The sequence below is a fragment of the Actinomadura rugatobispora genome (assembly GCF_042656285.1).
Classification (GTDB): Bacteria; Actinomycetota; Actinomycetes; order Streptosporangiales; family Streptosporangiaceae; genus Spirillospora; species Spirillospora rugatobispora.
Genome location: NZ_JBHSON010000019.1, coordinates 80,425 through 102,002, shown reverse-complemented (window position 1 = coordinate 102,002; position 21,578 = coordinate 80,425). Strand labels below are relative to the sequence as shown.

Here is a 21,578-nt window from a genome sequence, read left to right as displayed (position 1 = left end):
ACGACCGTGAGAAACCGCAAGAGTACCGGGAGGAACGGACATTTTCCGGTGCGGCGGGCAATCCGTTCAGGACGCGGCGGCGCGCACGGGAAAACCGGTCAGGAGCGTGTGCAGATGATCGGCCATGGCCCGGCCGAATGCCGGATCGTTGAGGTCGGTGTCCATTTCGTGAATTTCCACGCGGGAGCCGGAAAGGCCGTCCCGCAGGGCGCCGAAGAGCGCCGCGTCGGCCGCCGGGTCGTGGAAGGGGCCGCCGGGTGCCCCCAGCGTGGACAGGCCGCGCAGCGGGAGGTGGACGGCGGTGGGGGCGGTGGCGTCGCGGAGCGCGGCCGCGACCCGGCGGCCCAGCTCGGCGGACTCGGCGGGGGTGGTGCGGACCAGGGTCACCGACGGGTGGCGCGTGTGGACGCGCCGTCCCGCCAGATGGTCGGGAGGGATGCCGCGGAACCGGGCCATGTCGAGCCCGCCCGGGCTCACCACCTGCGGGACGCCGTGGCGCACCGCCGCCTCCAGCCGCCGCGCCTCCGGTGCCGTTCCGGCGAGGAGGCCGGTGGACAGCTCCACCAGGGTCGCGTCCAGCGCCGCGGTGAGCAGCCCGCCCGCGGCCATCGCCTCGTACGGGCGGCCCCCGGCGCCCGTGGCACGGAACACCAGGACCTCGTACCCGAGGATGCCCAGCAGCTCGCGCGCGGCGCTCACGCCCGGCCCGGTGACGCCCGCGAGGGTGGCGCCCACCAGCGGGCCGTCGGCGGTGGCGGGCGGACGGCCCGCGGCGTACCCGGCGGCCATCCCCGCGATCGCGTCGGCGGCGTTGGCCAGCACGCGGGAGGAGATGCGGTTGAGGCCCGCGATGTCGACGACGCTGTACATGAGCGTGAGGTCGGCGCCGCCGATGTAGGGGGACACGTCGCCCGAGGCCATGCTGGAGATCATCAGCTTGGGCACGCCGACCGGCAGCGCCCGCATGGCCTCGGCCGCGACCGTGGCGTTGCCGCCGCCGCCGATCGCCAGGACCCCGTGCAGCCGCCCGGCGCGGAAGAGCTCCCCGGCGGTCGCCGCGGCGCCGCGGGCCATCGAGGCGAGGGCTGTGTCGCGTCCCGGGCCTCCGGGGAGGTCCGCGGCCGTCGCGGAGAGCGTGGCCGGGTCGGTGCCGCCCGCCTGGAGGACGTCCTCGCGCGGCACGTCGGGGACGACGCCCGGCTCGTCCAGCACGCCGGTGTCGACCAGGACGACCTCGGCGCCGAGCGATCCGAGGCGATCGCGGAGCCACGCGTACTCCAGCCCCTGCACGTCCAACATACCGATCAGTACGACAACAGGCATATGAGCACTGTTGGCGGACGCGGCGGGGCGGACAAGCGACGGCATCGCCCCAGTTATCTGGCGCCGCGGTGGTGCGGGCCAACCCGATCAGAAGGTGTGAACATCCCGGAGGGTAGATTTCAGCCGCGACAGGCCAGTTCGCTCCTTACGCCGAACGTGCCCGCCCGTCTCATCCGTGTCCCCCCGCTCACTCCTCCCCGGGAGCCCCCTTGGACGCACCGCAGGTCGTGCTACTGCTGCTGGCCGCGCTCTCCGCCGGCTGGGTCGACGCGGTCGTCGGCGGAGGAGGGCTCATTCAGCTCCCCGCCCTGATGCTGCTCAACCCCGGCGCGCCGGTCGCGAGCGCGCTGGCGACCAACAAGCTCGCCTCCATCGCGGGCACGACCTCGGCCGCCGTCACCTACCTGGGCAGGGCCAAGCCCGACCTGCCGGTCGCGGTGCCCGGCGCGGGGCTGGCGGTGGCCTGCTCGGCGGGCGGCGCGCTGTGCGCCGCCGCGATCTCCTCGGACGTGCTGAAGCCGGTCATCATGGTGGTGCTGCTGGCGGTGGCCGCCGTCGTGGTGCTCAAGCCCGATCTGGGCCGGGAGCCCAGGCTCGTCCTGCGCGACCGGCGCCGGGTGGGCGCGGCGGTGCTGATCCCGGGCGTCCTGATCGCCTTCTACGACGGGCTGGTGGGGCCGGGCACCGGGACGTTCCTGGTCCTCACGTTCACCACCCTGCTGGGCACCGACTTCGTCAACGCCTCCGCCAACGCGAAGATCATCAACACCGCGACCAACCTGGGCGCGCTGCTGGTGTTCGCCGCGCAGGGCCGGGTGCTGTGGGCGCTCGGGCTGGCGATGGCGGTCTGCAACATCGTCGGCGCCCAGGCCGGCGCCCGGATGGCGATCAGCCGCGGCGCCGGGTTCGTGCGGGCGGTGCTGCTCTGCGTGGTGACCGCGCTGGTGCTCAAGCTCGGCTACGAGCAGTTCGCCTGACGGCGGCCCTCAGGACACCCGGGGCTCCTGGGCGGCCCCGGGGATCGGCAGGGGACGCTCCAGCGCCGACAGGGCCAGCAGGACGACCGAGGCCGTCCAGCCGAGCGGCGCGACCGAGGCGGGCTCCCCGTGCTCGTCGACCTTCTCGGAGAGCACGCCCAGCGACGTGCGGTGCGCGGCCAGCCAGTCGAGGTGCGAGACCGCCTCCGCGGCCCGCCCCGACGTGGCCGCCGTCAGCGCGAACAGCGCCATCTCCGGCGTCCAGGCCACATCGGGGTTCCCCGACCACTTCTCGCCCGGCAGGACGCCGCCGTTGGGCAGGCTCGTCCGCCGGAACGCGTTCGCCACGGCCTCGTCCACCCCCGGGTCGGACGGGGCGAACGGCGGCGCGACGAACGTCACCGACGTGTCCATCAGCCCGCCCCGCACCGGGGAGCGCGGGTACCCGTACGGCGTGAACTGCTGCTCGACCGCGGCGGCGACGCGCTGCGCCGCGCGCCCCCACTCCGACGCCTTCTCCCGCTGCCCGACCCCCAGCGCCAGCGACGCCGCCGACCGCAGCCCAGCCAGGACGGGCCCGACGACGCCCAGCGTGGGCCGCCGCGGGTCCTCCTCGGTGTCGGGCTTGCGCTCCCAGTAGTCCGACGACGGCGGCGGCAGGCCCTCCGCGTCCAGGGAGCCGGTGAGGTGGTCGGCGGCCCGCACGACCATCGGCCACAGCTCGGGCAGGTCGCCGGCCGCCTCCGGGGCCTGGGCGCGGAACAGCCAGCTCGCCCACAGCACCCATCCCAGCGAGTCGAGCTGCGGCTCGCGGCCGTCGGTGACGGCGGTCCCGTCGGCGTGGTAGCGGGCCGCCCACTGCCCGTTCCCGTCCTGGACGCCGGCCAGGAAGCGCAGGATCCGCCGCGCCTCCGGCAGGTGCCCCGTCATCACGAACGCGGCGGCGGTGAACGCCGAGTCCCGCGGCCAGGAGTAGCGCCACGCGCCGTACCAGGACGCCTGGGAGGCCCCGTTGGGACGGGTCAGCAGCCGCAGGTCCAGCAGCGCGCGCTCGGCCATCTCCCGGTAGACCTCCCTGCTCGCCGCGGGGGTGGCCTTCCCGCCGTCGGGGACGGCGCCGCCGGTGAGCCACACGGTGTCGGCCAGCACGGCGTCCTCCACCCGGGGATCGGACGCCTCGACCGTGATCACCGTGTCGGTCCCGAACGGGACGAGCCGCACCCGGCCGTCCCCGAGCCGCAGCACCGAGCTGCCGGGGATGTAGGAGGCGCCCTTCGCGGCCTCCGCCGACACCGGGACGCCCGCGAACGGCCAGCCGCCTCCGCCGACCAGCCCCGGACTGGCCCAGCCGGGCCCGCCGTGGTCGGGGAACGTGGCGCCGCAGGTGCCCACCAGGGCGGCGACGAGCAGGAGCGCGGCCGTGCGCCGGACCTTCCTCATCGTGGTCCCCCGGGGCGTCCCGATCCGGTCCGCCTTCCGCACGGCCCGCGCGGACGACCCGATCTGGTCCACGGCCACCGGAGCGCCTCCCCCTGTCCAACAGGCCCTCACCAAGCCACCGGGCCTTCAGGCGGTCACCCAACCCCTCCCGAAAGGGCGAAAGATCAGTACATCAAGCGCCACTTCCGGGATCCTCCTCCTCAGGGAGCAAACCAGACATCCTCCTCAAGGTTCATACCCCCGAGCATCCTCGGCCTATCGGACCGGTGGCCGGGGCGCCGGTACGGACCACCGTACGTATTCCGGCGGATTCCTTGGGCTTCCTGGGGGTTCCGCTTGGGCGGGCCCCGGCGGCATCACCATGGACCTGGGGAGACTAGGCTGCATCGACGGAGCGGACCGCCCGGGTGACGGGCAGCGCGGACGCCCGTGTCACCATACGGACACCTGTGCCACCACACTTGAGCGGTCATTGTCTGTCGATCCGTTAAGGACGCCCTCGTGGACCTGTTCGAACATCAGGCGAAGGAACTCTTCGCCGAGTACGGGGTACCGGTGCCCACCGGCAAGGTCGCCCATACTCCCCAGGAAGCCCGGACCATCGCGGAGGAGCTGTTCGCCGCGGGGAACGCCAAGGTCGTCGTCAAGGCCCAGGTCCTCACCGGGGGCCGGGGCAAGGCCGGCGGCGTGAAGCTCGCCGACGACGCCGACGAGGCCGAGGCCCTCGCCGGCCAGATCCTCGGCATGGACATCAAGGGCCACACGGTCCACAAGGTCCTGATCGAGCAGGGCAGCGCGATCGCCGAGGAGTACTACTTCTCCTTCCTGCTCGACCGCGCCAACCGCACCTTCCTGTCGATCTGCTCCGCCGAGGGCGGCATGGAGATCGAGGAGGTCGCCGAGACCGACCCCGACGCCGTCGCCAAGGTGGACATCTCCGCGCTCGACGGCGTCGACCGCGCCAAGGGCCGCGCGATCGCCGAGGCCGGCCGGCTGCCGGAGCAGGCCCGCGACGGCGCCGCCGAGCTGATCGAGCGGCTGTGGGCGGTGTTCACCGACGAGGACGCCACCCTGGTCGAGGTCAACCCGCTGATCCTCACCGCCGACGGGCGCGTCATGGCGCTGGACGGCAAGGTCACCCTCGACGACAACGCCGCGTTCCGGCAGGAGTCGCACGAGGCCCTCCAGGACAAGGCCGCCGCCGACCCGCTGGAGGCGCGCGCCAAGGAGAAGGACCTCAACTACGTCAAGCTCGACGGCAGCGTCGGGATCATCGGCAACGGCGCCGGCCTGGTCATGTCCACCCTGGACGTGGTCGCCTACGCCGGCGAGGAGTTCGGCGGCCAGAAGCCGGCCAACTTCCTCGACATCGGCGGCGGCGCGTCCGCCGAGGTGATGGCCAACGGCCTGGAGATCGTGCTGTCGGACGCCGACGTCAAGTCGGTGTTCGTCAACGTCTTCGGCGGCATCACCGCCTGCGACGCCGTCGCCAACGGCATCGTGGCCGCCTACAAGCTGCTGGACGAGCGCGGCGAGACCGTCGACCGGAAGCTGGTCGTCCGGCTCGACGGCAACAACGCCGAACTCGGCCGCAAGATCCTGAGCGACGCGGCGCTGCCCGGCGTCGAGCAGGTCGACACCATGGACGACGCGGCCAAGCGGGCCGCCGAACTCGCCTCGGTAGGTGCGTGACAATGGCCATCTGGTTGACCGAGAACAGCAAGATCATCGTGCAGGGCATGACCGGCTCGGAGGGCATGAAGCACTCCCGCCGCATGCTCGCCTCCGGCGCCGCCGTCGTCGGCGGCGTCAACGCCCGCAAGGCCGGGCAGAGCGTCGACTTCGACGGCACGTCCCTGCCGGTGTTCGGCACCGTCGCCGAGGCGATGGCCGAGACCGGCGCCGACGTGTCGGTGGTGTTCGTCCCGCCGAAGTTCACCAAGGACGCCGTGGTCGAGGCCGTCAACGCGGAGATCCCGCTCTGCGTCGTGATCACCGAGGGCATCCCGGTGCACGACACCGCCTACTTCTGGGCGTACGCCGAGAAGAAGGGCGACAAGACCCGGATCATCGGCCCGAACTGCCCCGGCATCGCCTCGCCGGGTGCGTCCAACGCCGGCATCATCCCCGCCGACATCACCACCCCCGGCCGGATCGGGCTGGTGTCCAAGTCGGGCACGCTGACATACCAGATGATGTACGAGCTGCGCGACATCGGCTTCTCCACCTGCGTCGGCATCGGCGGCGACCCGGTCATCGGCACCACCCACATCGACGCGCTGAAGGCCTTCCAGGAGGACCCGGACACCGACGCGATCGTGATGATCGGTGAGATCGGCGGCGACGCGGAGGAGCGCGCCGCGGCCTACATCGAGCAGAACGTGACCAAGCCGGTCGTCGGCTACGTCGCCGGGTTCACCGCGCCCGAGGGCAAGACCATGGGCCACGCCGGCGCCATCGTCTCCGGCTCGGCCGGCACCGCCCAGGCCAAGAAGGAGGCCCTGGAGAAGGTCGGCGTCCGGGTCGGCAAGACCCCCAGCGAGACCGCCCGCCTGATGCGCGACATCATGAAGAACCTCTGACGGGGAAGACCCTCTGAGGTGCGCCCGGCGCGCCTCCCCGAGGACCGAAAGACGCCCGAGCCGCCACCCGGCGACCCGGGCGTCTTTCGTCCCGTCCGGTTCCGGCGCCGGTGCTGATCGTCGATGACAAAGACGACACGCCGGACGGGCGGAGGGCCGGGGCGGGCCCTTGCTGCCAGCATTGACGGCGTGAGCGAAGCGAGTCCCGGACAGCGAGCGAGACCGGAGCCGCGGGCCGCCGCGGCCCGCACCCCCGGCGACGACGGCGGTGACCAGGGCGGCGGAGGCGCGCCCCGGCCGCTGTACGTCACCGGGCTGGTCGGCGCGCTGTGGTGCATCGGCATCGGGCTCGCCATGCTCACCACCATCACCCTGCTCGGCTGGGTCGCCGCGCCCCGCACCGCCCTCGGACCCGGCCTGCCCGGCGTCTTCCGGACGGCGGTCAACCTGTGGCTGGTGTCCCACCACGCCGGGTTCTCGGTCCCGCAGGGACGCGTCGGGCTGCTGCCGCTGGGGCTGCTGGTCCTGCCCGGCGCGCTGCTCTACCGCAGCGGCGCCTGGATGATCAGGGCCGCCGGGGTGCCCGATCGGCCCCGGATCGGCGTGCTGCACGTCGCGGTGGCGCTCGCCGCCCCCTACGCCGCCCTGGCCGGGCTGCTGGCCCTCGCCGCGACCTCGCCCACCGTCCGCGCCTCCGCCTGGCAGGCCCTGGTCGCCGCGTTCGTGGTGGCGCTGGTCTCGGGCGCGCTCGGCGCGGCCCGCGCCCTGGTCGCCGCGCGCGGCCGCCGGGTCAGGTCCGGGCTGGGCGCCCTGCTGCGGCTGCTGCCCGAACGGCCCCGCTCGCTGGTGATCGGCGTCGCCGGCGCCACCGCCGTCCTGCTCGGCGCCGGCGCGGTGCTGGTCGGCGCGTCCCTGGCGATGCACCTGCCGCAGTTCACCGAGCTGTACGGCGCGCTGGCCCCCGGCGCCGTCGGCGGCGTGCTGCTCCTGCTGCTCCAGCTGGCGTTCCTGCCCAACGCGATCATCTGGGGGATGGCGTACGCGATCGGCCCCGGCTTCTCGGTCGGCGCCGGCACCGGGGTCTCCCCGTCCGGGGTCTTCCTCGACGTCATCCCCACCTTCCCGGCGCTGGCCGCGCTGCCCGAGCCCGGACCGGCCCCGCTGGTGTCGCTGATCGCGCTGGCCGCGCCGTTCGCCGCCGGCGCCGTGGGCGGGGTGCTGACCGTCCGCGCCATGCCGAGCCCGGTGTACGAGGCCGCCCCGCTGTGGGGCTTCATGTCCGGCGCGCTGACCGGGGCCGCCGCGGCCGTGCTGAGCGCGCTGGCGGGCGGGCCGCTGGGCGGGGGACGGATGGCGACCGTCGGCCCGTCGCCGTGGCAGGTCGGCCTGCTGGCGGCCCTGGAGGTCGGCATCTCCGCGGCCATCGCGGCCTGGCTGGCGAACTGGCTGACGATGCGTCGTCCCGCGTCCGAGCCCGGCGAGGAGGAGCCCTTCGGGCGGCGGGCCGGGGAGCCCGGGGAGCGGGCCGCCACGAGGCGTGAACGGCGCCGCGAGAAGAAGGCCGCGGCCCTGCCCGCGGAGGTCCCCGAGGAGGAGGGGCCGGAGCCCGTCCTCGAACCGGTCGCGGCGCCCGCCCCGGAGCGGAAGCCCGCGCGCAAGCCGTCGCCCTACACCGACGACCCGCTGGAGTTCGAGGAGGCCGAGCCGGTGCTCGCGCCCCGCAGGCCCAGCAGGGCCGGGGTGCTGCCCGCCGAGCCGGAGCCGGAGCCGGAGCCGTTCGATGATCTTCCGGAGCGCCGCGGCGCGACGGAGGAGGAGACCGGCCACGACGAGCCCGAGCCCGCCCCGCGCAGAGTCCCGGCGCCGCGTGAAGACGTCGAGCGGACGGAGAACCGCGGCGGCGCCATCTACTTCCTCAGGGACGACCCCGACCGCGACTAGCCGGCTGGTTCGTGTGACCAGGCCGCGTCTCAGAACATGTCGCCGTAGCGGGACATGCTCCCCGCGGGCAGGTTCAGCTTCTTCTCGATCTCGGAGAAGTAGCGGTCACGGCAGGCGGTCTCGTCGGTCCGGGTGTTGGCCGAGCCCAGGCACTCCTGGTACCCGCTCAGCTGCGGCCACAGCACCGCCGTCACCGCGAGCCAGAAGCTCGCCAGCGCCAGCCCGAACGCGCCCAGCACGATCCCGCCGACCGCCCCCGGCGCCGCGGAGCGCTCCCGGACGGCCTGCTTGCGCGCCCTGACCCCGACCACCAGCGCGGCGATGCCCAGCACCAGCCCGACCGGGAAGAAGAACGGCGTCAGGATGAGGGCGCCGCCGCCGAGCCACAGCGCCCGCCGTCCCGCGCGCCGGGCGTCGTCGTCCTTGCCCGCGGGGCCGCCGGCGGCGGGGGCGGTGTCCCGGCCGATCCCGCCGTCGCCCTGTCCCGGCTGCTCACTCAACGTTCCGTCCTCCCGATGCCGACCTCTGGTGCGAATGCCGCCGCGCCGAACAGGGCCGATAGGCTTTGTGGCGGCCGGTCAGGCCACCGTGCCCGGACCGCCCCCGGTCCGCGCCCGCGGTAGGCCCGCCGCCGGTCCGACGTCCACCAGCACCGTCCACCAAGGAGTCATGGTGTCCGCCCGGCTCGTCGTCCTCGTCTCCGGCGCGGGGACCAACCTACAGGCGCTGCTCGACGCGTGCGCGGATCCAGCCTACGGGGCCCAGGTGGTAGCCGTGGGCGCCGACCGCGACGACACCGGCGGTGTGCGGCGCGCGGAGGGCGCCGGACTGCCCACGTTCACGGTCCGCATCCCCGACTTCGCCGACCGCGCCGCCTGGGACGCGGCGCTCACCGAGGCCATCGCCGCGCACGAGCCCGACCTGGTCGTCTCCGCCGGCTTCATGAAGATCCTCGGCCCGGCGTTCCTGGCCCGCTTCGGCGGCCGCACGATCAACACCCATCCCGCGCTGCTGCCCTCCTTCCCGGGCGCGCACGCCGTGCGGGACGCCCTGGCGTACGGGGTCAAGCTCACGGGCTGTACGGTGCACCTCGTCGACGAAGGCGTGGACACCGGACCCGTCATCGCCCAGGAGGCCGTGCCCGTTCGCTGGCACGACGATGAAGAGAGCCTCCATGAGCGCATCAAGCAGGTGGAGCGCCGGCTCATGGTCGAGGTCGTGGGCCGGCTGGCCCGCGACGGCTGGACCGCCCAGGGCCGGCGGGTCTCCATGAAGTGCAGGACCTGTAACACGTCCGCAGACGATGAGGGGAGCCCGGCCGGTGAGCCAGGTCGCGAATGATGCCGGGGGCACCGCCCCCGGCAGGGTGCCGAGCGATTCTGGGGGGGCGACCCCCCAGGCCCCCCGGCAAGTGCCGGTTAAGCGCGCACTGATCAGCGTGTATGACAAGACGGGCCTGGAGGAGCTGGCCAAGGGCCTGCACGAGGCCGGCGTCGAGATCGTCTCGACCGGCTCCACGGCGGGCCGCATCGCCGCCGCCGGGGTGCCGGTGATGAAGGTGGAGAAGCTCACCGGCTTCCCCGAGTGCCTGGACGGCCGGGTCAAGACCCTGCACCCCAAGGTGCACGCGGGCCTGCTGGCCGACCGGCGCAAGGACGACCACCTCCAGCAGCTCGACGACCTCGGCGTCGAGCCGTTCGACCTGGCGGTGGTGAACCTCTACCCGTTCTCCGAGACCGTCGCCTCCGGCGCCGCGCCGGACGACTGCGTCGAGCAGATCGACATCGGCGGCCCCACCATGGTCCGCGCCGCCGCCAAGAACCACGCCAGCGTGGCCGTGGTCGTCGACCCGGCCGGCTACCCGGCGGTGCTCGAGGCCGCCCGCGCCGGCGGCTTCACGCTGGACGAGCGGCGCCGCCTGGCGGCCCGCGCGTTCGCCCACACCGCCGCCTACGACGTGGCCGTGGCCTCCTGGTTCGCCGGCGAGTACGCGCCCGACGCGACCGCCGCGCAGACGCAGTGGCCCGACTTCCTGGGCGCCGCCTGGGAGCGGTCCGCCGTGCTGCGGTACGGGGAGAACCCGCACCAGCGCGCCGCGCTCTACACCGCCGGCACCGGCGGGCTGGCCGGGGCCGAGCAGCTGCACGGCAAGGAGATGTCGTACAACAACTACGTCGACTCCGACGCCGCCCGCCGCGCCGCCTACGACTTCGCCGAGCCCGCCGTCGCGATCATCAAGCACGCCAACCCGTGCGGCATCGCGATCGGCGCCGACGTGGCCGAGGCGCACCGCAGGGCGCACGAGTGCGACCCGGTGTCGGCCTACGGCGGCGTGATCGCGGTCAACCGGCCGGTGACCGCGGCGATGGCCGAGCAGGTCGCCGACGTCTTCACCGAGGTGCTGGTGGCCCCCGGGTTCGAGGACGCCGCGCTGGAGATCCTCACCCGCAAGAAGAACATCCGGCTGCTGCGCTGCCCCGAGGGCCCGTCCGACCCGGTGGAGTTCCGCCGGATCGACGGCGGTGTGCTGCTGCAGACCGTCGACCAGGTGGGCGAGCCCGGCGACGACCCGTCCGGCTGGGACCTCAAGGCGGGGACGCCCGCGGACGAGGCCACGCTGCGCGACCTGGCGTTCGCGTGGAAGGCGTGCCGGTCGGTGAAGTCCAACGCGATCCTGCTGGCCGCGGGCGGCGCCACGGTCGGCGTCGGCATGGGCCAGGTGAACCGGGTCGACTCGGCCCGGCTGGCGGTGTCGCGGGCCGGTGAGGAGCGGGCCGCCGCGGCGGTGGGCGCGTCCGACGCCTTCTTCCCGTTCCCCGACGGCCTGGAGGTGCTGGCTCAGGCGGGCGTGCGGGCGATCGTCGAACCGGGCGGCTCGATCCGCGACGAGGACGTGATCGCGGCCGCCGAGAAGGCCGGGATCACCCTGTACTTCACCGGAGTCCGGCACTTCTTCCACTGACCGCCGGGTCCGCCGCCCCCGGGATTCCGCGTGCTCCGGCACGGGAATCCCGGGGGTTTTCGCCGATCATGGGCGGTTTTACGGTTTCTGGTTGGTACCCTCTGGCGGGTCGCGCGCCTCTCCTTCCCCGGACTTCCCCGGACCCGGCCCTGCGCGACCCGTCTCTCTCATGGAGCCCCGTCTATGGACGTCCTGGTGACCCTGCTGCTGGCGAGCGTGACGCAGACCGCCACCCTGCTCGCCGAGTCCCGCCAGATGATCGGCCTCGCCGCCGCCATCCTGGCCGCGATGCTGGCCGCCCAGATCGGCTGGCACGGCACCGACCGCCTGCTCGCCTGGAAGTCCCGCCCCGACGAGGACTGAGCCGACGGGCGCGGAGAGCGTCGATAGACTGGCCGGGACGCGACTGGCGCGGTCAAGGTGGACTCGACCACCGGGGAGCGAACACAGTCCGGACACCGCGCGCCTGGGTGGACGGCATCCGAGCCGGGATCGGGGACGCCCGGGAAGGCTCCCGGCCAGATCAGCGCGGAGGAACAGATGACGGCACAGATCCTGGACGGCAAGGCCACCGCGGCGGAGATCCGGGCCGACCTCAAGGTACGGGTCGAGGCGCTGCGCGAGCGCGGCGTGACCGTCGGCCTCGGCACCGTCCTGGTGGGCGACGACCCCGGCAGCACCGCCTACGTCAACATGAAGCACCGCGACTGCGCCGAGGTCGGGATCGAGAGCATCCGCCGCGACCTGCCCGCCGACGCCACGCAGGACGACGTCGAACGCGCCGTCGCCGAGCTCAACGACGACCCCGCCTGCACCGGCTACATCGTCCAGCTGCCCCTCCCCAAGGGCCTGGACGAGCAGCGCGTGCTGGAGCGCATCGACCCGCTCAAGGACGCCGACGGCCTCCACCCGATCAACCTCGGCCGCCTCGTCCTGATGCAGCCCGCGCCGCTGCCGTGCACGCCGAAGGGCATCGTCGAGCTGCTGCGCCGCTTCGACGTCCCGCTGCGCGGCGCCGAGGTCACCGTGATCGGCCGCGGCGTGACCGTGGGCCGCCCGCTCGGGCTCCTCCTCACCCGGCGCAGCGAGAACGCCACCGTGACCCTGTGCCACACCGGCACCCGCGACCTGGCCGCGCACACCCGCGAGGCCGACATCGTCGTCGCCGCCGCCGGCGTCCCCGGCCTGATCACCGCGGACCTCGTCAAGCCCGGCGCCGCCGTCCTGGACGTCGGCGTCTCCCGGGTCGACGGCAAGCTCGCCGGCGACGTCGCCGCCGAGGTCCGCGAGACGGCGGGCTGGGTCGCGCCCAACCCGGGCGGGGTCGGCCCCATGACCCGCGCCATGCTCCTGTCGAACGTCGTCGAGGCCGCCGAGCGCGCCTCCGCCTGACCCCGCGGCGAACCCACCCACACGTACGGGGCCGCGTGACGCGGCCCCGTACGGGTGGCGTGGCGACCGCCCCTCGTTGGCGCTACCCGGGGCGGGGCGGTCGCACGGTCACATCAGCTGGCCCGGCGCCCCGCCGCCGTCGTCGCCGGCCGGCCCGGTGCGGTGACGTGGCCCGGGGCGTGCGGGCCCCCCGGGCGGCGGACTTCCGGGCCGCGGCTCCGCGCGGCGTCCATCGGCGGCCGGTTCTGCTGCGGTACGTGCACCGGCGGCAGTGGCCTGACCAGACCCATCGCGATGACCTCGTTGGCCAGCCGGGTGCGCCGGTTGGCGCCCTCGGGGATGCGGAACTTCTGGTAGAGCCGCAACAGGTGCTGCTTGACCGCGGCCTCGGTGACGACCAGGTCGGCGGCGATCTCCCGTGCGGTGGCGGGTGCGACGAACGCCTCGTCCGACAGCGCCGGACGGCACAGCGAGGTCAGCACGTCCACCTCGCGGCGGGTGAGCTCCGGAGCCACGGCACGCCGCAGCTCGACGTCCGGATCGACCTCCTCCCGGGGGATGCCCCCCATCCGGCAGCGCGCCGTGCCGAAGCTGACGACATCACCGTCCTCCAGGACTCTGCGGGCGATCGGGCGGCCATTGACACGGGTCCCGTTACGGGACAGTCCCATGTCGACGACGTACACGTACGGGCCGCGCCGAACGATCTCTGCGTGCAATCGGGACACACTCGGGTCGTCGAGGCGGATGTCGACTCCCCGCCCTCGCCCGACCGTCGTGACGTCGGGGCGCAGCGGCACCACCAGCCCGCTGTCCTCGATCCGCATGAACGGCCCCTCCACGGCAGTCCTCCCAGCTAGTTAGCGACCCCTGTCTGGCGGGTTACCCGGCCGCGTACCCGTCACACCCTCCTACTGGCCGGTAGGACCGATGCCACAAGGCATGTGGCGTCCATCAGGACGTTCTGGGCCCCATCCGTCACGCTCCTGGAGTGAAGAGATTGCGGCCTGGACGGTAAAGTTGGAAGAAATCTCCCGTCAAGAGGGCCCCTTCTCCGGCAGATATCACGGGCCGACGCGCCCGGGGCCGGAACCGGCTACGGTCGGTCGTATGAGCACCGAGTTGCGCCGAAGGCGGCGCAAGGCCCCCACGCGCAGGGGAACCGGACCGCACTGGCTGGGCCGGCTGCCCTATCTGATCGTCCTCAGCGGCGTGACGGCCGGGCTGGTGCTGTGCTTCTTCCACTACTTCCGCAAGGGCTCGGTACTGATCGCCGCGGCGCTGCTGTTCGGCGCGCTGGCCCGGCTGCTGCTGCCCGAGGCCCAGCTCGGCATGCTGGCGGTGCGGAGCCGCTCCATCGACTGCTGGACGCTGGTGTTCCTCGGCGAGGCGGTCGCCTTCGTCGCGCTCAGCGTCCCGCCCATGAACAAGACGGGACTGGTCGTGGCCGCGGCGTTCGGCCTGCTCATCGCCGTGGTGTTCGTGGTGCGGGGCGTCCGTTTCCTGCTGTCGCAACGCGGCGGAGCGCGCGGTGCGCCGCGCGGTGCGCCCGGCGGCGTACCCCCCGGGTCAAGCCCAGGTCGAGGCCAGGTCTAGACCTCCGTCGCCTCTCGGATAGCCTTCGCAGTTGAGCCTTACAAGGACTGCTGGCCGGTGTAGGAAAGGGACAGCAACAGCATGCCCAAGATCAAAGTAGCGGGCCCCGTCGTCGAGCTCGACGGCGACGAAATGACCCGGATCATCTGGAAATTCATCAAGGACCAGCTGATCCTGCCTTACCTCGACGTCGATCTGAAGTACTACGACCTCGGGATCGAGCACCGCGACGCCACCGACGACCAGGTGACGATCGACGCCGCGAACGCCATCAAGACCCACGGGGTCGGCGTCAAGTGCGCCACCATCACCCCCGACGAGGCGCGCGTCGAAGAGTTCGGCCTGAAGAAGATGTGGCGTTCCCCCAATGGAACGATCCGCAACATCCTCGGCGGCGTGGTGTTCCGCGAGCCGATCGTCACCTCCAACATCCCGCGGCTGGTGCCCGGCTGGACCAAGCCGATCATCATCGGCCGTCATGCCCACGGCGACCAGTACCGCGCCACCGACTTCGTGGTGCCGGGCCCGGGCACGGTGACGATCACCTACACGCCCGACGGCGAGGGCGAGCCGATGGAGTTCGAGGTCGCCAAGTTCCCCGGCGGCGGCATCGCGATGGGGATGTACAACTTCGACGACTCGATCCGGGACTTCGCCCGGACCACCATGCGGTACGCGCTCAACCGCGAGATGCCGCTGTACATGTCGACGAAGAACACGATCCTCAAGGCCTACGACGGCCGGTTCAAGGACATCTTCCAGGAGATCTTCGACACCGAGTTCAAGGCCGAGTTCGAGGCGAAGAACCTCACCTACGAGCACCGGCTCATCGACGACATGGTCGCCGCCGCGCTCAAGTGGGAGGGCGGCTTCGTCTGGGCCGCCAAGAACTACGACGGCGACGTCCAGTCCGACACCCTCGCGCAGGGCTTCGGCTCGCTCGGCCTGATGACCTCCGTGCTGATGACCCCGGACGGCAAGACCGTCGAGGCCGAGGCCGCGCACGGCACCGTCACCCGCCACTACCGGCAGCACCAGCAGGGCAAGCCGACCTCCACCAACCCGATCGCGTCCATCTTCGCGTGGACCCGGGGCCTGGAGCACCGCGGCAAGCTCGACAACCAGCCCGAAGTCACTGATTTCGCCCGCAAGCTGGAGCAGGTCTGCATCGAGACCGTCGAGGGCGGCCAGATGACCAAGGACCTGGCCCTGCTCGTCGGCGACTCGACTCCCTTCCTGACGACGCAGGAGTTCCTCGAGGCCCTGGACACCAACCTCCAGAAGAAGGTCAACGGCTAGTATCGGGCCGTGTACTCCCCGCGCAAGCGGGGGTGGTCCGGACCTGGCGTTGCTCGTTGGGGCGGACACGCCCTTGTCCCCGCGTAAGCGGGGGTGACGAAGGCCGCTCCGGTGATCCCGGGGCGGCCTTCGGTGTGTTCGGGGGCGGGGCGGGGAGGGGTGGCGTGCCGGGTGGCGCACCTGCGCGTACCGGAGGGGCAGGCGCGCGATAGCCTGGCGGAGAAATATCTCGACGACGAGAGAATCCCGCGTGGGGCCACCTCTCGGGCGGTCGGGTTCGAGATCGAAGGATGGCCGCCTGAGCCCGTCCGGTCACAGGAGAAGAAGAGGCAATGAGCCGTACCCCAGTCACCGTCACCGTCACCGGCGCCGCCGGCCAGATCGGCTACGCGCTGCTCTTCCGTATCGCGTCGGGCCAGCTGCTGGGCGCCGACACCCCGGTACGCCTGCGCCTGCTGGAGATTCCCCAGGCGGTGAAGGCCGCCGAGGGCACCGCCATGGAGCTGGACGACTCGGCGTTCCCGCTGCTGGCGGGGATCGACATCTTCGACGACGCCGCCAAGGCGTTCGAGGGCGCCAACGTCGCGCTGCTGGTCGGCGCCCGTCCCCGGACCCAGGGGATGGAGCGCGGCGACCTGCTGGAGGCCAACGGCGGGATCTTCAAGCCGCAGGGCGAGGCCATCAACGCCGGCGCCGCCGACGACGTCAAGATCCTGGTGGTCGGCAACCCGGCCAACACCAACGCGCTGATCGCGCAGCAGCACGCCCCGGACGTCCCCGCCGCGCGGTTCACCGCGATGACGCGGCTCGACCACAACCGGGCGCTGGCGCAGCTGTCGAAGAAGGCGGGGGTGTCGGTCTCCGACATCAAGAAGATGACCATCTGGGGCAACCACTCGGCCACCCAGTACCCGGACCTGTTCCACGCCGAGATCGCGGGCAAGAGCGCCGCCGAGACGGTCGGCGACCAGGCGTGGCTGGAGAACGACTTCATCCCGACCGTGGCCAAGCGCGGTGCGGCGATCATCGAGGCGCGGAAGTCGTCGTCGGCGGCCTCGGCCGCGTCGGCCGCGATCGACCACGTGCACACCTGGGTGAACGGCACCGCCGAGGGCGACTGGACGTCGATGGCCGTGGTGTCGGACGGCTCGTACGGGGTGCCCGAGGGCCTGATCTCGTCCTTCCCGGTGACCACCCGGAACGGCGAGTGGGAGATCGTCCAGGGCCTGGAGATCGACGACTTCTCGCGGGCGCGGATCGACGCGTCGGTGAACGAGCTGGCCGAGGAGCGCGACGCGGTCCGCAAGCTCGGGCTCATCTGACCTGCGCGGGCGTCCGCCTCTGACGGGCCGCGGCGGCGCGATCCGGGGCCCTCGGCATCTCGGGACAAACGGGTGCGTGTCTGTCGGCCGCCGCTACTAGGCTGACTGGCCGGTCCGCGGCCGTGGCTCGTGCCGGCGCGGAGTGCGTGCGGATCGCGCGGGCTGGTGAAGGGACGGCAGGGTGGAACAGGCGTTTCAGGTAGATCTGCGCGGTGTGGTGGACCTGCTCAGCAGGCATCTCTACTCCAGTCCGCGGGTCTACCTGCGGGAGCTGCTGCAGAACGCGGTGGACGCGATCACCGCGCGCGGCCGCGCGGACGGCGACGGCGGGCCGGCCGGGAGGGTGCGGATCGAGACCCTCGACGGCGGCGGGCTGCGCGTCCACGACGACGGCATCGGGCTGACCGAGGACGAGGTGCACCGGCTGCTGGCCACGATCGGCCGTTCCTCGAAGCGGGACGAGCTGGGCTTCGCCCGGCACGACTTCCTGGGGCAGTTCGGGATCGGGCTGCTGTCGGGGTTCCTGGTGGCGGACGAGATCGAGGTGGTGACCCGGTCGGCGCGCGAGGACGCCCCGGAGGCGGCGGTCCGCTGGACGGGGTACGCCGACGGCCGCTACCGGGTGGAGCCGGGGGAGCGCGGCGAGCCCGGGACGACGGTGACGCTGCGTCCGCGCACGGGTTCGGCGGAGCTGCTGAGCCCGGAGGTGGTGGCGGAGCTGGCGCGCTCGTACGGGTCGCTGCTGCCGGTGGAGCTGACGGTGGACGGCGCGCCGGTGTCGGGCGAGGGGCCGCCGTGGCGGGCGGCGCACGGCGATCCGGCGCGGCGCCGCCGGGCGCTGGACGCCTACTGCGCGGACCTGTTCGGGTTCGAGCCGTTCGACGTGATCGATCTGGAGGTGCCCGAGGCGGGGCTGACCGGTGTGGCGTTCGTGCTGCCGCGTCCGGTGGCGCCGACGGCGCGCGGCGCGCACCGCGTCTACCTGAAGCGGATGCTGCTGGCGGAGAGCGTCGAGGGGCTGCTGCCGGAGTGGGCGTTCTTCGTGCGGTGCGTGGTGGACGCGGGGGAGCTGCGGCCGACGGCGAGCCGGGAGGCGCTGTACGAGGACGAGTTGCTGGAGTCGGCGCGGGAGGCGCTGGGGGAGCGGCTGCGGCAGTGGCTGGTGCGGTTGTCGGAGACCGATCCGGCGCGGCTGCGGGGGTTCCTGCGGTTGCACCAGCTGGGTGTCAAGGCGATGGCGCTGCACGACGACGACATGCTGCGGATCGTGCACGGGTGGCTGGAGTTCGAGACCTCGGCGGGGCCGATGACGCTGGCGGAGTTCCGGCGGCGGCATCCCGACGCGCGGTACGTGACCAGCGTGGAGGAGTTCCGGCGGCTGTCGGCGGTGTCGGGCGCGCAGGGCGTCGGGCTGGTGAACGGCGGCTACGTGCACGACACCGAGATCATCGAGCGGCTGGCGGCGATCGATCCGGACGCGGTGCTGCGCCCGCTGGACCCGGCGGAGCTGACGACCGCGTTCGGGGTGCTGGATCCGGCGGCGGAGCTGGCGCTGCGGCCGTTCCTGGCGGCGGCGCAGCGGGCGGTGGAGCGGCTGGGCTGCGAGGTGGTGATCCGCGACTTCGATCCGGCGTCGCTGCCGGCGCTGTACCTGACCAGCCGGGCGGCGCGGCACCAGGCGGAGGTGTCCGAGGCCAGGGAGATGGCCGACGATCTGTGGTCGGACGTGCTGGGGGCGCTGAGCGGGGCGGTCGCGGCGGATCGTCCGCAGCTGGTCCTCAACCATCGCAATCCGCTGGCGCGGCGGGCGACGGCGCTGACCGAGGGCGCCCTGATCGAGCTGGCGGTGCAGGGCCTGTACGGGCAGGCGCTGCTGTACGGGCAGCATCCGCTGCGTCCCGCCGACACGGCGGCGTTGAACCGCTCGTTCCTGGGTCTCCTGGAATGGGCGATGCACGGTGAATCCTCTGGTCGCGGTGAATCCTCTGGGGAGGGCAAGTGAGCCTTGAGCAGGTCCAGGAGCTGATGGAGCGGGCGTACTCCCTTCCGTACGGGGAGGCGCGCACGGTGCTGACGGAGGAGGCGCTGCGCCGGGCGGAGGAGACCGGGGACGTTGTGCTGGCGTTCCAGGTGCGGATGGAGCTGGGCAGCGCGTACCAGTTCGGCGGTGAGCCGATCAAGACGTTCACGACGTTCAGCCGGTGCCTGTCGGAGTACGACGCCGACCCGTCGGGCCTGGGGGAGATGGCCGAGCATCGGCTGCTGTGGCAGTTCAAGTGGATCGTGCATTCGCTGACGCTGTTCCCCGAGGTGCCGCTGGACCGGACCCGGTCGGTGCTGGAGGACATGGAGCGCCGCTACAAGATGGGCGGGCACAGCCTGCAGGCGGTGTACGGCAGGCGGGCGCGGGTGGCGCAGCATCTGGGCAGCGGTGAGGTGGCCGAGCGCTGGTTCGCGATGTGGCACACGACGCAGCCCGACGAGCTGTCGGACTGCGCGGGCTGCGATCCGACCGGGAAGGCGGAGTTGCTGGCCTGGCGGGGCCGGGACGAGGAGGCCCTCGCCGTGGCCGAGCCGGTGCTGACCGAGCAGCTGAACTGCGCGGAGCAGCCGCAGTCGATCCTGACGACGCTGCTGCCGGTGTTCGTGCGGGCGGGCCGGTTCGAGGAGGCCCGGAACGCGCATCTGCGGGCGTACCGGCTGATCCGGACGCGGCTGAACGAGCTCGCCTACATCGGCGATCACGTGGAGTTCTGCGCGCGGACGGGCAACGAGGCGCGCGGGCTGGAGATCGTCCAGCGGCATCTGGGGTGGCTGGAGAAGGCGCCGAGCCCGTTCGCGGACATGCGGTTCTCGGCGGCGGCGGCGCTGCTGCTGCGGCGGGTGGAGGAGGCCGGGCACGGCGGGCTGACGATCTCGCGCGGCACCGGTGGCGGGGAGCCCGTGGAGGTGCCGGTGGGCGAGCTGCGGGTGGAGCTGGCGCGGCGGGCGGAGGAGCTGGCGGCGCGGTTCGACGCGCGGAACGGGAACGAGTTCCAGAGCGGGGTCATCCGGGAGCTGCTGGACGCGGAGCCGGTGGTCGAGCATCTGCCGCTGTCGCAGTACGACCGCCGTCCCGCGGCGGCCGCGCCCGCCGCGCCCGCCGAGGCTCCGGCGCCCGAGGCCGAGCCCGTCCCGGACCTCTCGGAGATCGACGATCTCGACGCGCTGCTGGACATCGGCGACGAGGAGTGGTCGGCCGGGCGGGTGGAGCGCGCGATCCCGGCCTGGCGGCGCTACGACGAGCTGGTCGCGGGCGCGTCGCCGACCGTGCTGCAGCGGGCGCGGCGGATCGACGGGCTCGGGGTGGAGCGGTTCGCCGAGGACGACTTCGACGCGGCGACGGCCGAGTGGGAGCGCGCGGCGGAGCTGTACGCCGAGGCCGGGGATCTGGTGGCGCGGCATGCCGCCCTGGGCCGTGTCGGGGCGATCCAGGCAGGTCAGGGGCGGCACGAGGAGGGTCTGGGGCTGCTGAACGCCGCCGTGGCCCACCTGGACGAGCACGCGGCGGGCAGCAGGCGGGCGTTCGCGGCGCGGATGCGGCTGGCGGGCTCGCTGCTGAACGCCGACCGTCCCGACGAGGCGCTGGCCGCGCTGGAGCCGCTGGTCCCGGAGACGCGGGGCGACGCGGGCGATCTCGGGCTGATGCGGGCGCGGGCGCTGCTGCGGAGGGGCGGCGGCGACGAGGCGATCCCGTTGCTGCACGACGCCCGCGCCGCGCTGCGGGAGAGCGGCGACACGCCGCAGCTGGTGGACGCGTCGCTGCTGCTGGCCAAGCTGCTGGCGCACCAGGGCCACCAGGGCGAGGAGGCGGACGCCAAGGCCCTGGAGGACGCGCTGGCGGTCTTCGACGAGACGGTGTCGTTCGCGCGGTCGGTCGACCCGTGGATGATCGCGGTGGCGCACGCCGAGCGCGGCAGCGCGCTGCTGGCGATGGACCGTCCGGCGGACGCGGTTCCCGACGCGGAGGAGGCCGTGGCCGGGTTCACGGCGGTCGGGGCGGCGCCTCAGGCGGCCTATGCGCGCCTGGACCTGGCCAACGGCTACTACGCGACGGGCCGGCACCTGGAGGCGGCGGAGACGGCCGAGGAGGCGGTGCCGCTGCTGGAGCGCCTCGGAGACGCGGAGGCGTTCCGCAGGGCGCGGCTGGTGCTGGCGCACGCGCAGTGGGAGCTGGGCGAGGAGCAGGCGGCCGAGCTGTTCACGGAGCTGGCGGCGGAGGACCGGGACGGCGACCCCGGTTTCGCGGCGCGGCTGCTGGAGCTGGCGGGCGAGGTCCTGACGAAGCTCGACAAGGACGCCGTGGCCGCCGACAAGTTCGTCGAGGCGGCGGAGACGTTCGCGGCCGCCGGCGACCCGTACGGCGTCGTCCGGACCCGCAGGCAGGCGGGGCTGTGCCGGCTGTGGAGCCGGCAGCCGGAGGAGGGCCTGGCCGAGATGGGGCTGGCCAGGGCCGCCCTCGCGGAGCTGCCCGCCGGCAACCCGCAGGCGCTGACGTGGGAGACGGCGCGGGTGTCCTACGACCAGTCCCGGGTGCTGGCCGAGCTGGGCCGCTTCGAGGAGGCGCTGCGCCTGGTGGACGAGGCGGCGGCGGGCTTCACCGAGCTCGGCGAGCAGGACGCCGCCGAGACCGCGTCCCGGCTCCGCGCCGACATCGAGGGCGCGCTGGGGCAGCAGGGACAGGAGTGACCGTCCGGCCGCCCGG

The 21,578-nt window shown here is 73.2% G+C and carries 17 protein-coding genes and 1 riboswitch; of the genes, 13 read left to right on the top strand and 4 right to left on the bottom strand.

All coding sequences use genetic code 11. From position 1 onward, the window contains the following. Nucleotides 1-66: 66 nt before the first annotated feature. Nucleotides 67-1,323 carry a Tm-1-like ATP-binding domain-containing protein gene (locus tag ACFPZN_RS15910; RefSeq protein WP_378282730.1) on the bottom strand — a complete coding sequence of 419 codons (1,257 nt, stop codon included), beginning with the start codon at nt 1,321-1,323 and terminating at the stop codon, nt 67-69. A gap of 209 nt (nt 1,324-1,532) precedes the next feature. On the opposite strand from ACFPZN_RS15910, the gene ACFPZN_RS15905 reads away from it, so the two are divergent. Beyond that, nucleotides 1,533-2,300, top strand: coding sequence for a TSUP family transporter (locus ACFPZN_RS15905; RefSeq protein ID WP_378282729.1), 768 nt, complete (start codon nt 1,533-1,535; stop codon nt 2,298-2,300). 9 nt (nt 2,301-2,309) lie between these two features. On the opposite strand, the gene ACFPZN_RS15900 is transcribed toward ACFPZN_RS15905, so the two are convergent. Next, nucleotides 2,310-3,818 carry a glycoside hydrolase family 15 protein gene (locus tag ACFPZN_RS15900; protein WP_378282728.1) on the bottom strand — a complete coding sequence of 503 codons (1,509 nt, stop codon included), beginning with the start codon at nt 3,816-3,818 and terminating at the stop codon, nt 2,310-2,312. Nucleotides 3,819-4,241: 423 nt separating this feature from the next. Between ACFPZN_RS15900 and sucC the strand changes: the two genes are divergently transcribed. The 3 genes from sucC to ACFPZN_RS15885 all read left to right on the top strand — a co-directional run bounded on the left by sucC (nt 4,242) and on the right by ACFPZN_RS15885 (nt 8,263). Then, complete coding sequence (gene sucC / locus ACFPZN_RS15895; RefSeq protein WP_378282727.1) at nt 4,242-5,432, top strand: ADP-forming succinate--CoA ligase subunit beta; 1,191 nt, start codon at nt 4,242-4,244, stop codon at nt 5,430-5,432. Between the two features lie 2 nt (nt 5,433-5,434). After that, nucleotides 5,435-6,322, top strand: coding sequence for a succinate--CoA ligase subunit alpha (sucD, locus tag ACFPZN_RS15890; RefSeq protein WP_378282726.1), 888 nt, complete (start codon nt 5,435-5,437; stop codon nt 6,320-6,322). A 189-nt stretch (nt 6,323-6,511) separates the two neighbouring features. After that, nucleotides 6,512-8,263: a cell division protein PerM gene (locus tag ACFPZN_RS15885; RefSeq protein ID WP_378282725.1), complete on the top strand. Its 1,752-nt coding sequence runs from the start codon at nt 6,512-6,514 to the stop codon at nt 8,261-8,263. Nucleotides 8,264-8,292: 29 nt separating this feature from the next. On the opposite strand, the gene ACFPZN_RS15880 is transcribed toward ACFPZN_RS15885, so the two are convergent. Next, on the bottom strand, nt 8,293-8,763 hold the full coding sequence (locus ACFPZN_RS15880; RefSeq protein ID WP_378282724.1) for a DUF4190 domain-containing protein: 471 nt from the start codon (nt 8,761-8,763) through the stop codon (nt 8,293-8,295). Between the two features lie 169 nt (nt 8,764-8,932). Between ACFPZN_RS15880 and purN the strand changes: the two genes are divergently transcribed. The 4 genes from purN to ACFPZN_RS15860 all read left to right on the top strand — a co-directional run bounded on the left by purN (nt 8,933) and on the right by ACFPZN_RS15860 (nt 12,617). Then, nucleotides 8,933-9,604 carry a phosphoribosylglycinamide formyltransferase gene (purN, locus tag ACFPZN_RS15875; RefSeq protein ID WP_378282723.1) on the top strand — a complete coding sequence of 224 codons (672 nt, stop codon included), beginning with the start codon at nt 8,933-8,935 and terminating at the stop codon, nt 9,602-9,604. A 70-nt stretch (nt 9,605-9,674) separates the two neighbouring features. Further along, on the top strand, nt 9,675-11,225 hold the full coding sequence (gene purH / locus ACFPZN_RS15870) for a bifunctional phosphoribosylaminoimidazolecarboxamide formyltransferase/IMP cyclohydrolase (RefSeq protein ID WP_378282722.1): 1,551 nt from the start codon (nt 9,675-9,677) through the stop codon (nt 11,223-11,225). Nucleotides 11,226-11,408: 183 nt separating this feature from the next. Beyond that, complete coding sequence (locus ACFPZN_RS15865) at nt 11,409-11,588, top strand: hypothetical protein (RefSeq protein ID WP_378282721.1); 180 nt, start codon at nt 11,409-11,411, stop codon at nt 11,586-11,588. A 29-nt stretch (nt 11,589-11,617) separates the two neighbouring features. Beyond that, nucleotides 11,618-11,704: riboswitch (ZMP/ZTP riboswitch) on the top strand. Between the two features lie 61 nt (nt 11,705-11,765). Next, nucleotides 11,766-12,617 (top strand): bifunctional methylenetetrahydrofolate dehydrogenase/methenyltetrahydrofolate cyclohydrolase, encoded by an 852-nt coding sequence (locus ACFPZN_RS15860; protein ID WP_378282720.1) that lies wholly within the window; start codon nt 11,766-11,768, stop codon nt 12,615-12,617. Between the two features lie 113 nt (nt 12,618-12,730). On the opposite strand, the gene ACFPZN_RS15855 is transcribed toward ACFPZN_RS15860, so the two are convergent. Beyond that, on the bottom strand, nt 12,731-13,459 hold the full coding sequence (locus ACFPZN_RS15855) for an FHA domain-containing protein (protein ID WP_378282719.1): 729 nt from the start codon (nt 13,457-13,459) through the stop codon (nt 12,731-12,733). A 268-nt stretch (nt 13,460-13,727) separates the two neighbouring features. On the opposite strand from ACFPZN_RS15855, the gene ACFPZN_RS15850 reads away from it, so the two are divergent. The 5 genes from ACFPZN_RS15850 (at nt 13,728) to ACFPZN_RS15830 (ending at nt 21,562) form a co-directional block, all read left to right on the top strand. Continuing rightward, entirely contained in the window at nt 13,728-14,213 is a 486-nt protein-coding gene (locus tag ACFPZN_RS15850; protein ID WP_378282718.1) for a DUF3017 domain-containing protein, read from the top strand. An 81-nt stretch (nt 14,214-14,294) separates the two neighbouring features. Next, nucleotides 14,295-15,512 (top strand): NADP-dependent isocitrate dehydrogenase, encoded by a 1,218-nt coding sequence (locus tag ACFPZN_RS15845; RefSeq protein WP_378282717.1) that lies wholly within the window; start codon nt 14,295-14,297, stop codon nt 15,510-15,512. Between the two features lie 332 nt (nt 15,513-15,844). Beyond that, complete coding sequence (locus ACFPZN_RS15840) at nt 15,845-16,834, top strand: malate dehydrogenase (RefSeq protein WP_378282716.1); 990 nt, start codon at nt 15,845-15,847, stop codon at nt 16,832-16,834. A gap of 181 nt (nt 16,835-17,015) precedes the next feature. Next, nucleotides 17,016-18,836, top strand: coding sequence for an HSP90 family protein (locus ACFPZN_RS15835; protein ID WP_378282715.1), 1,821 nt, complete (start codon nt 17,016-17,018; stop codon nt 18,834-18,836). Next, nucleotides 18,833-21,562, top strand: a complete 2,730-nt coding sequence (locus tag ACFPZN_RS15830) for a hypothetical protein (RefSeq protein WP_378282714.1) — start codon at nt 18,833-18,835, stop codon at nt 21,560-21,562. The genes ACFPZN_RS15835 and ACFPZN_RS15830 overlap by 4 nt, the downstream gene beginning before the upstream one ends. Nucleotides 21,563-21,578 lie beyond the last annotated feature (16 nt).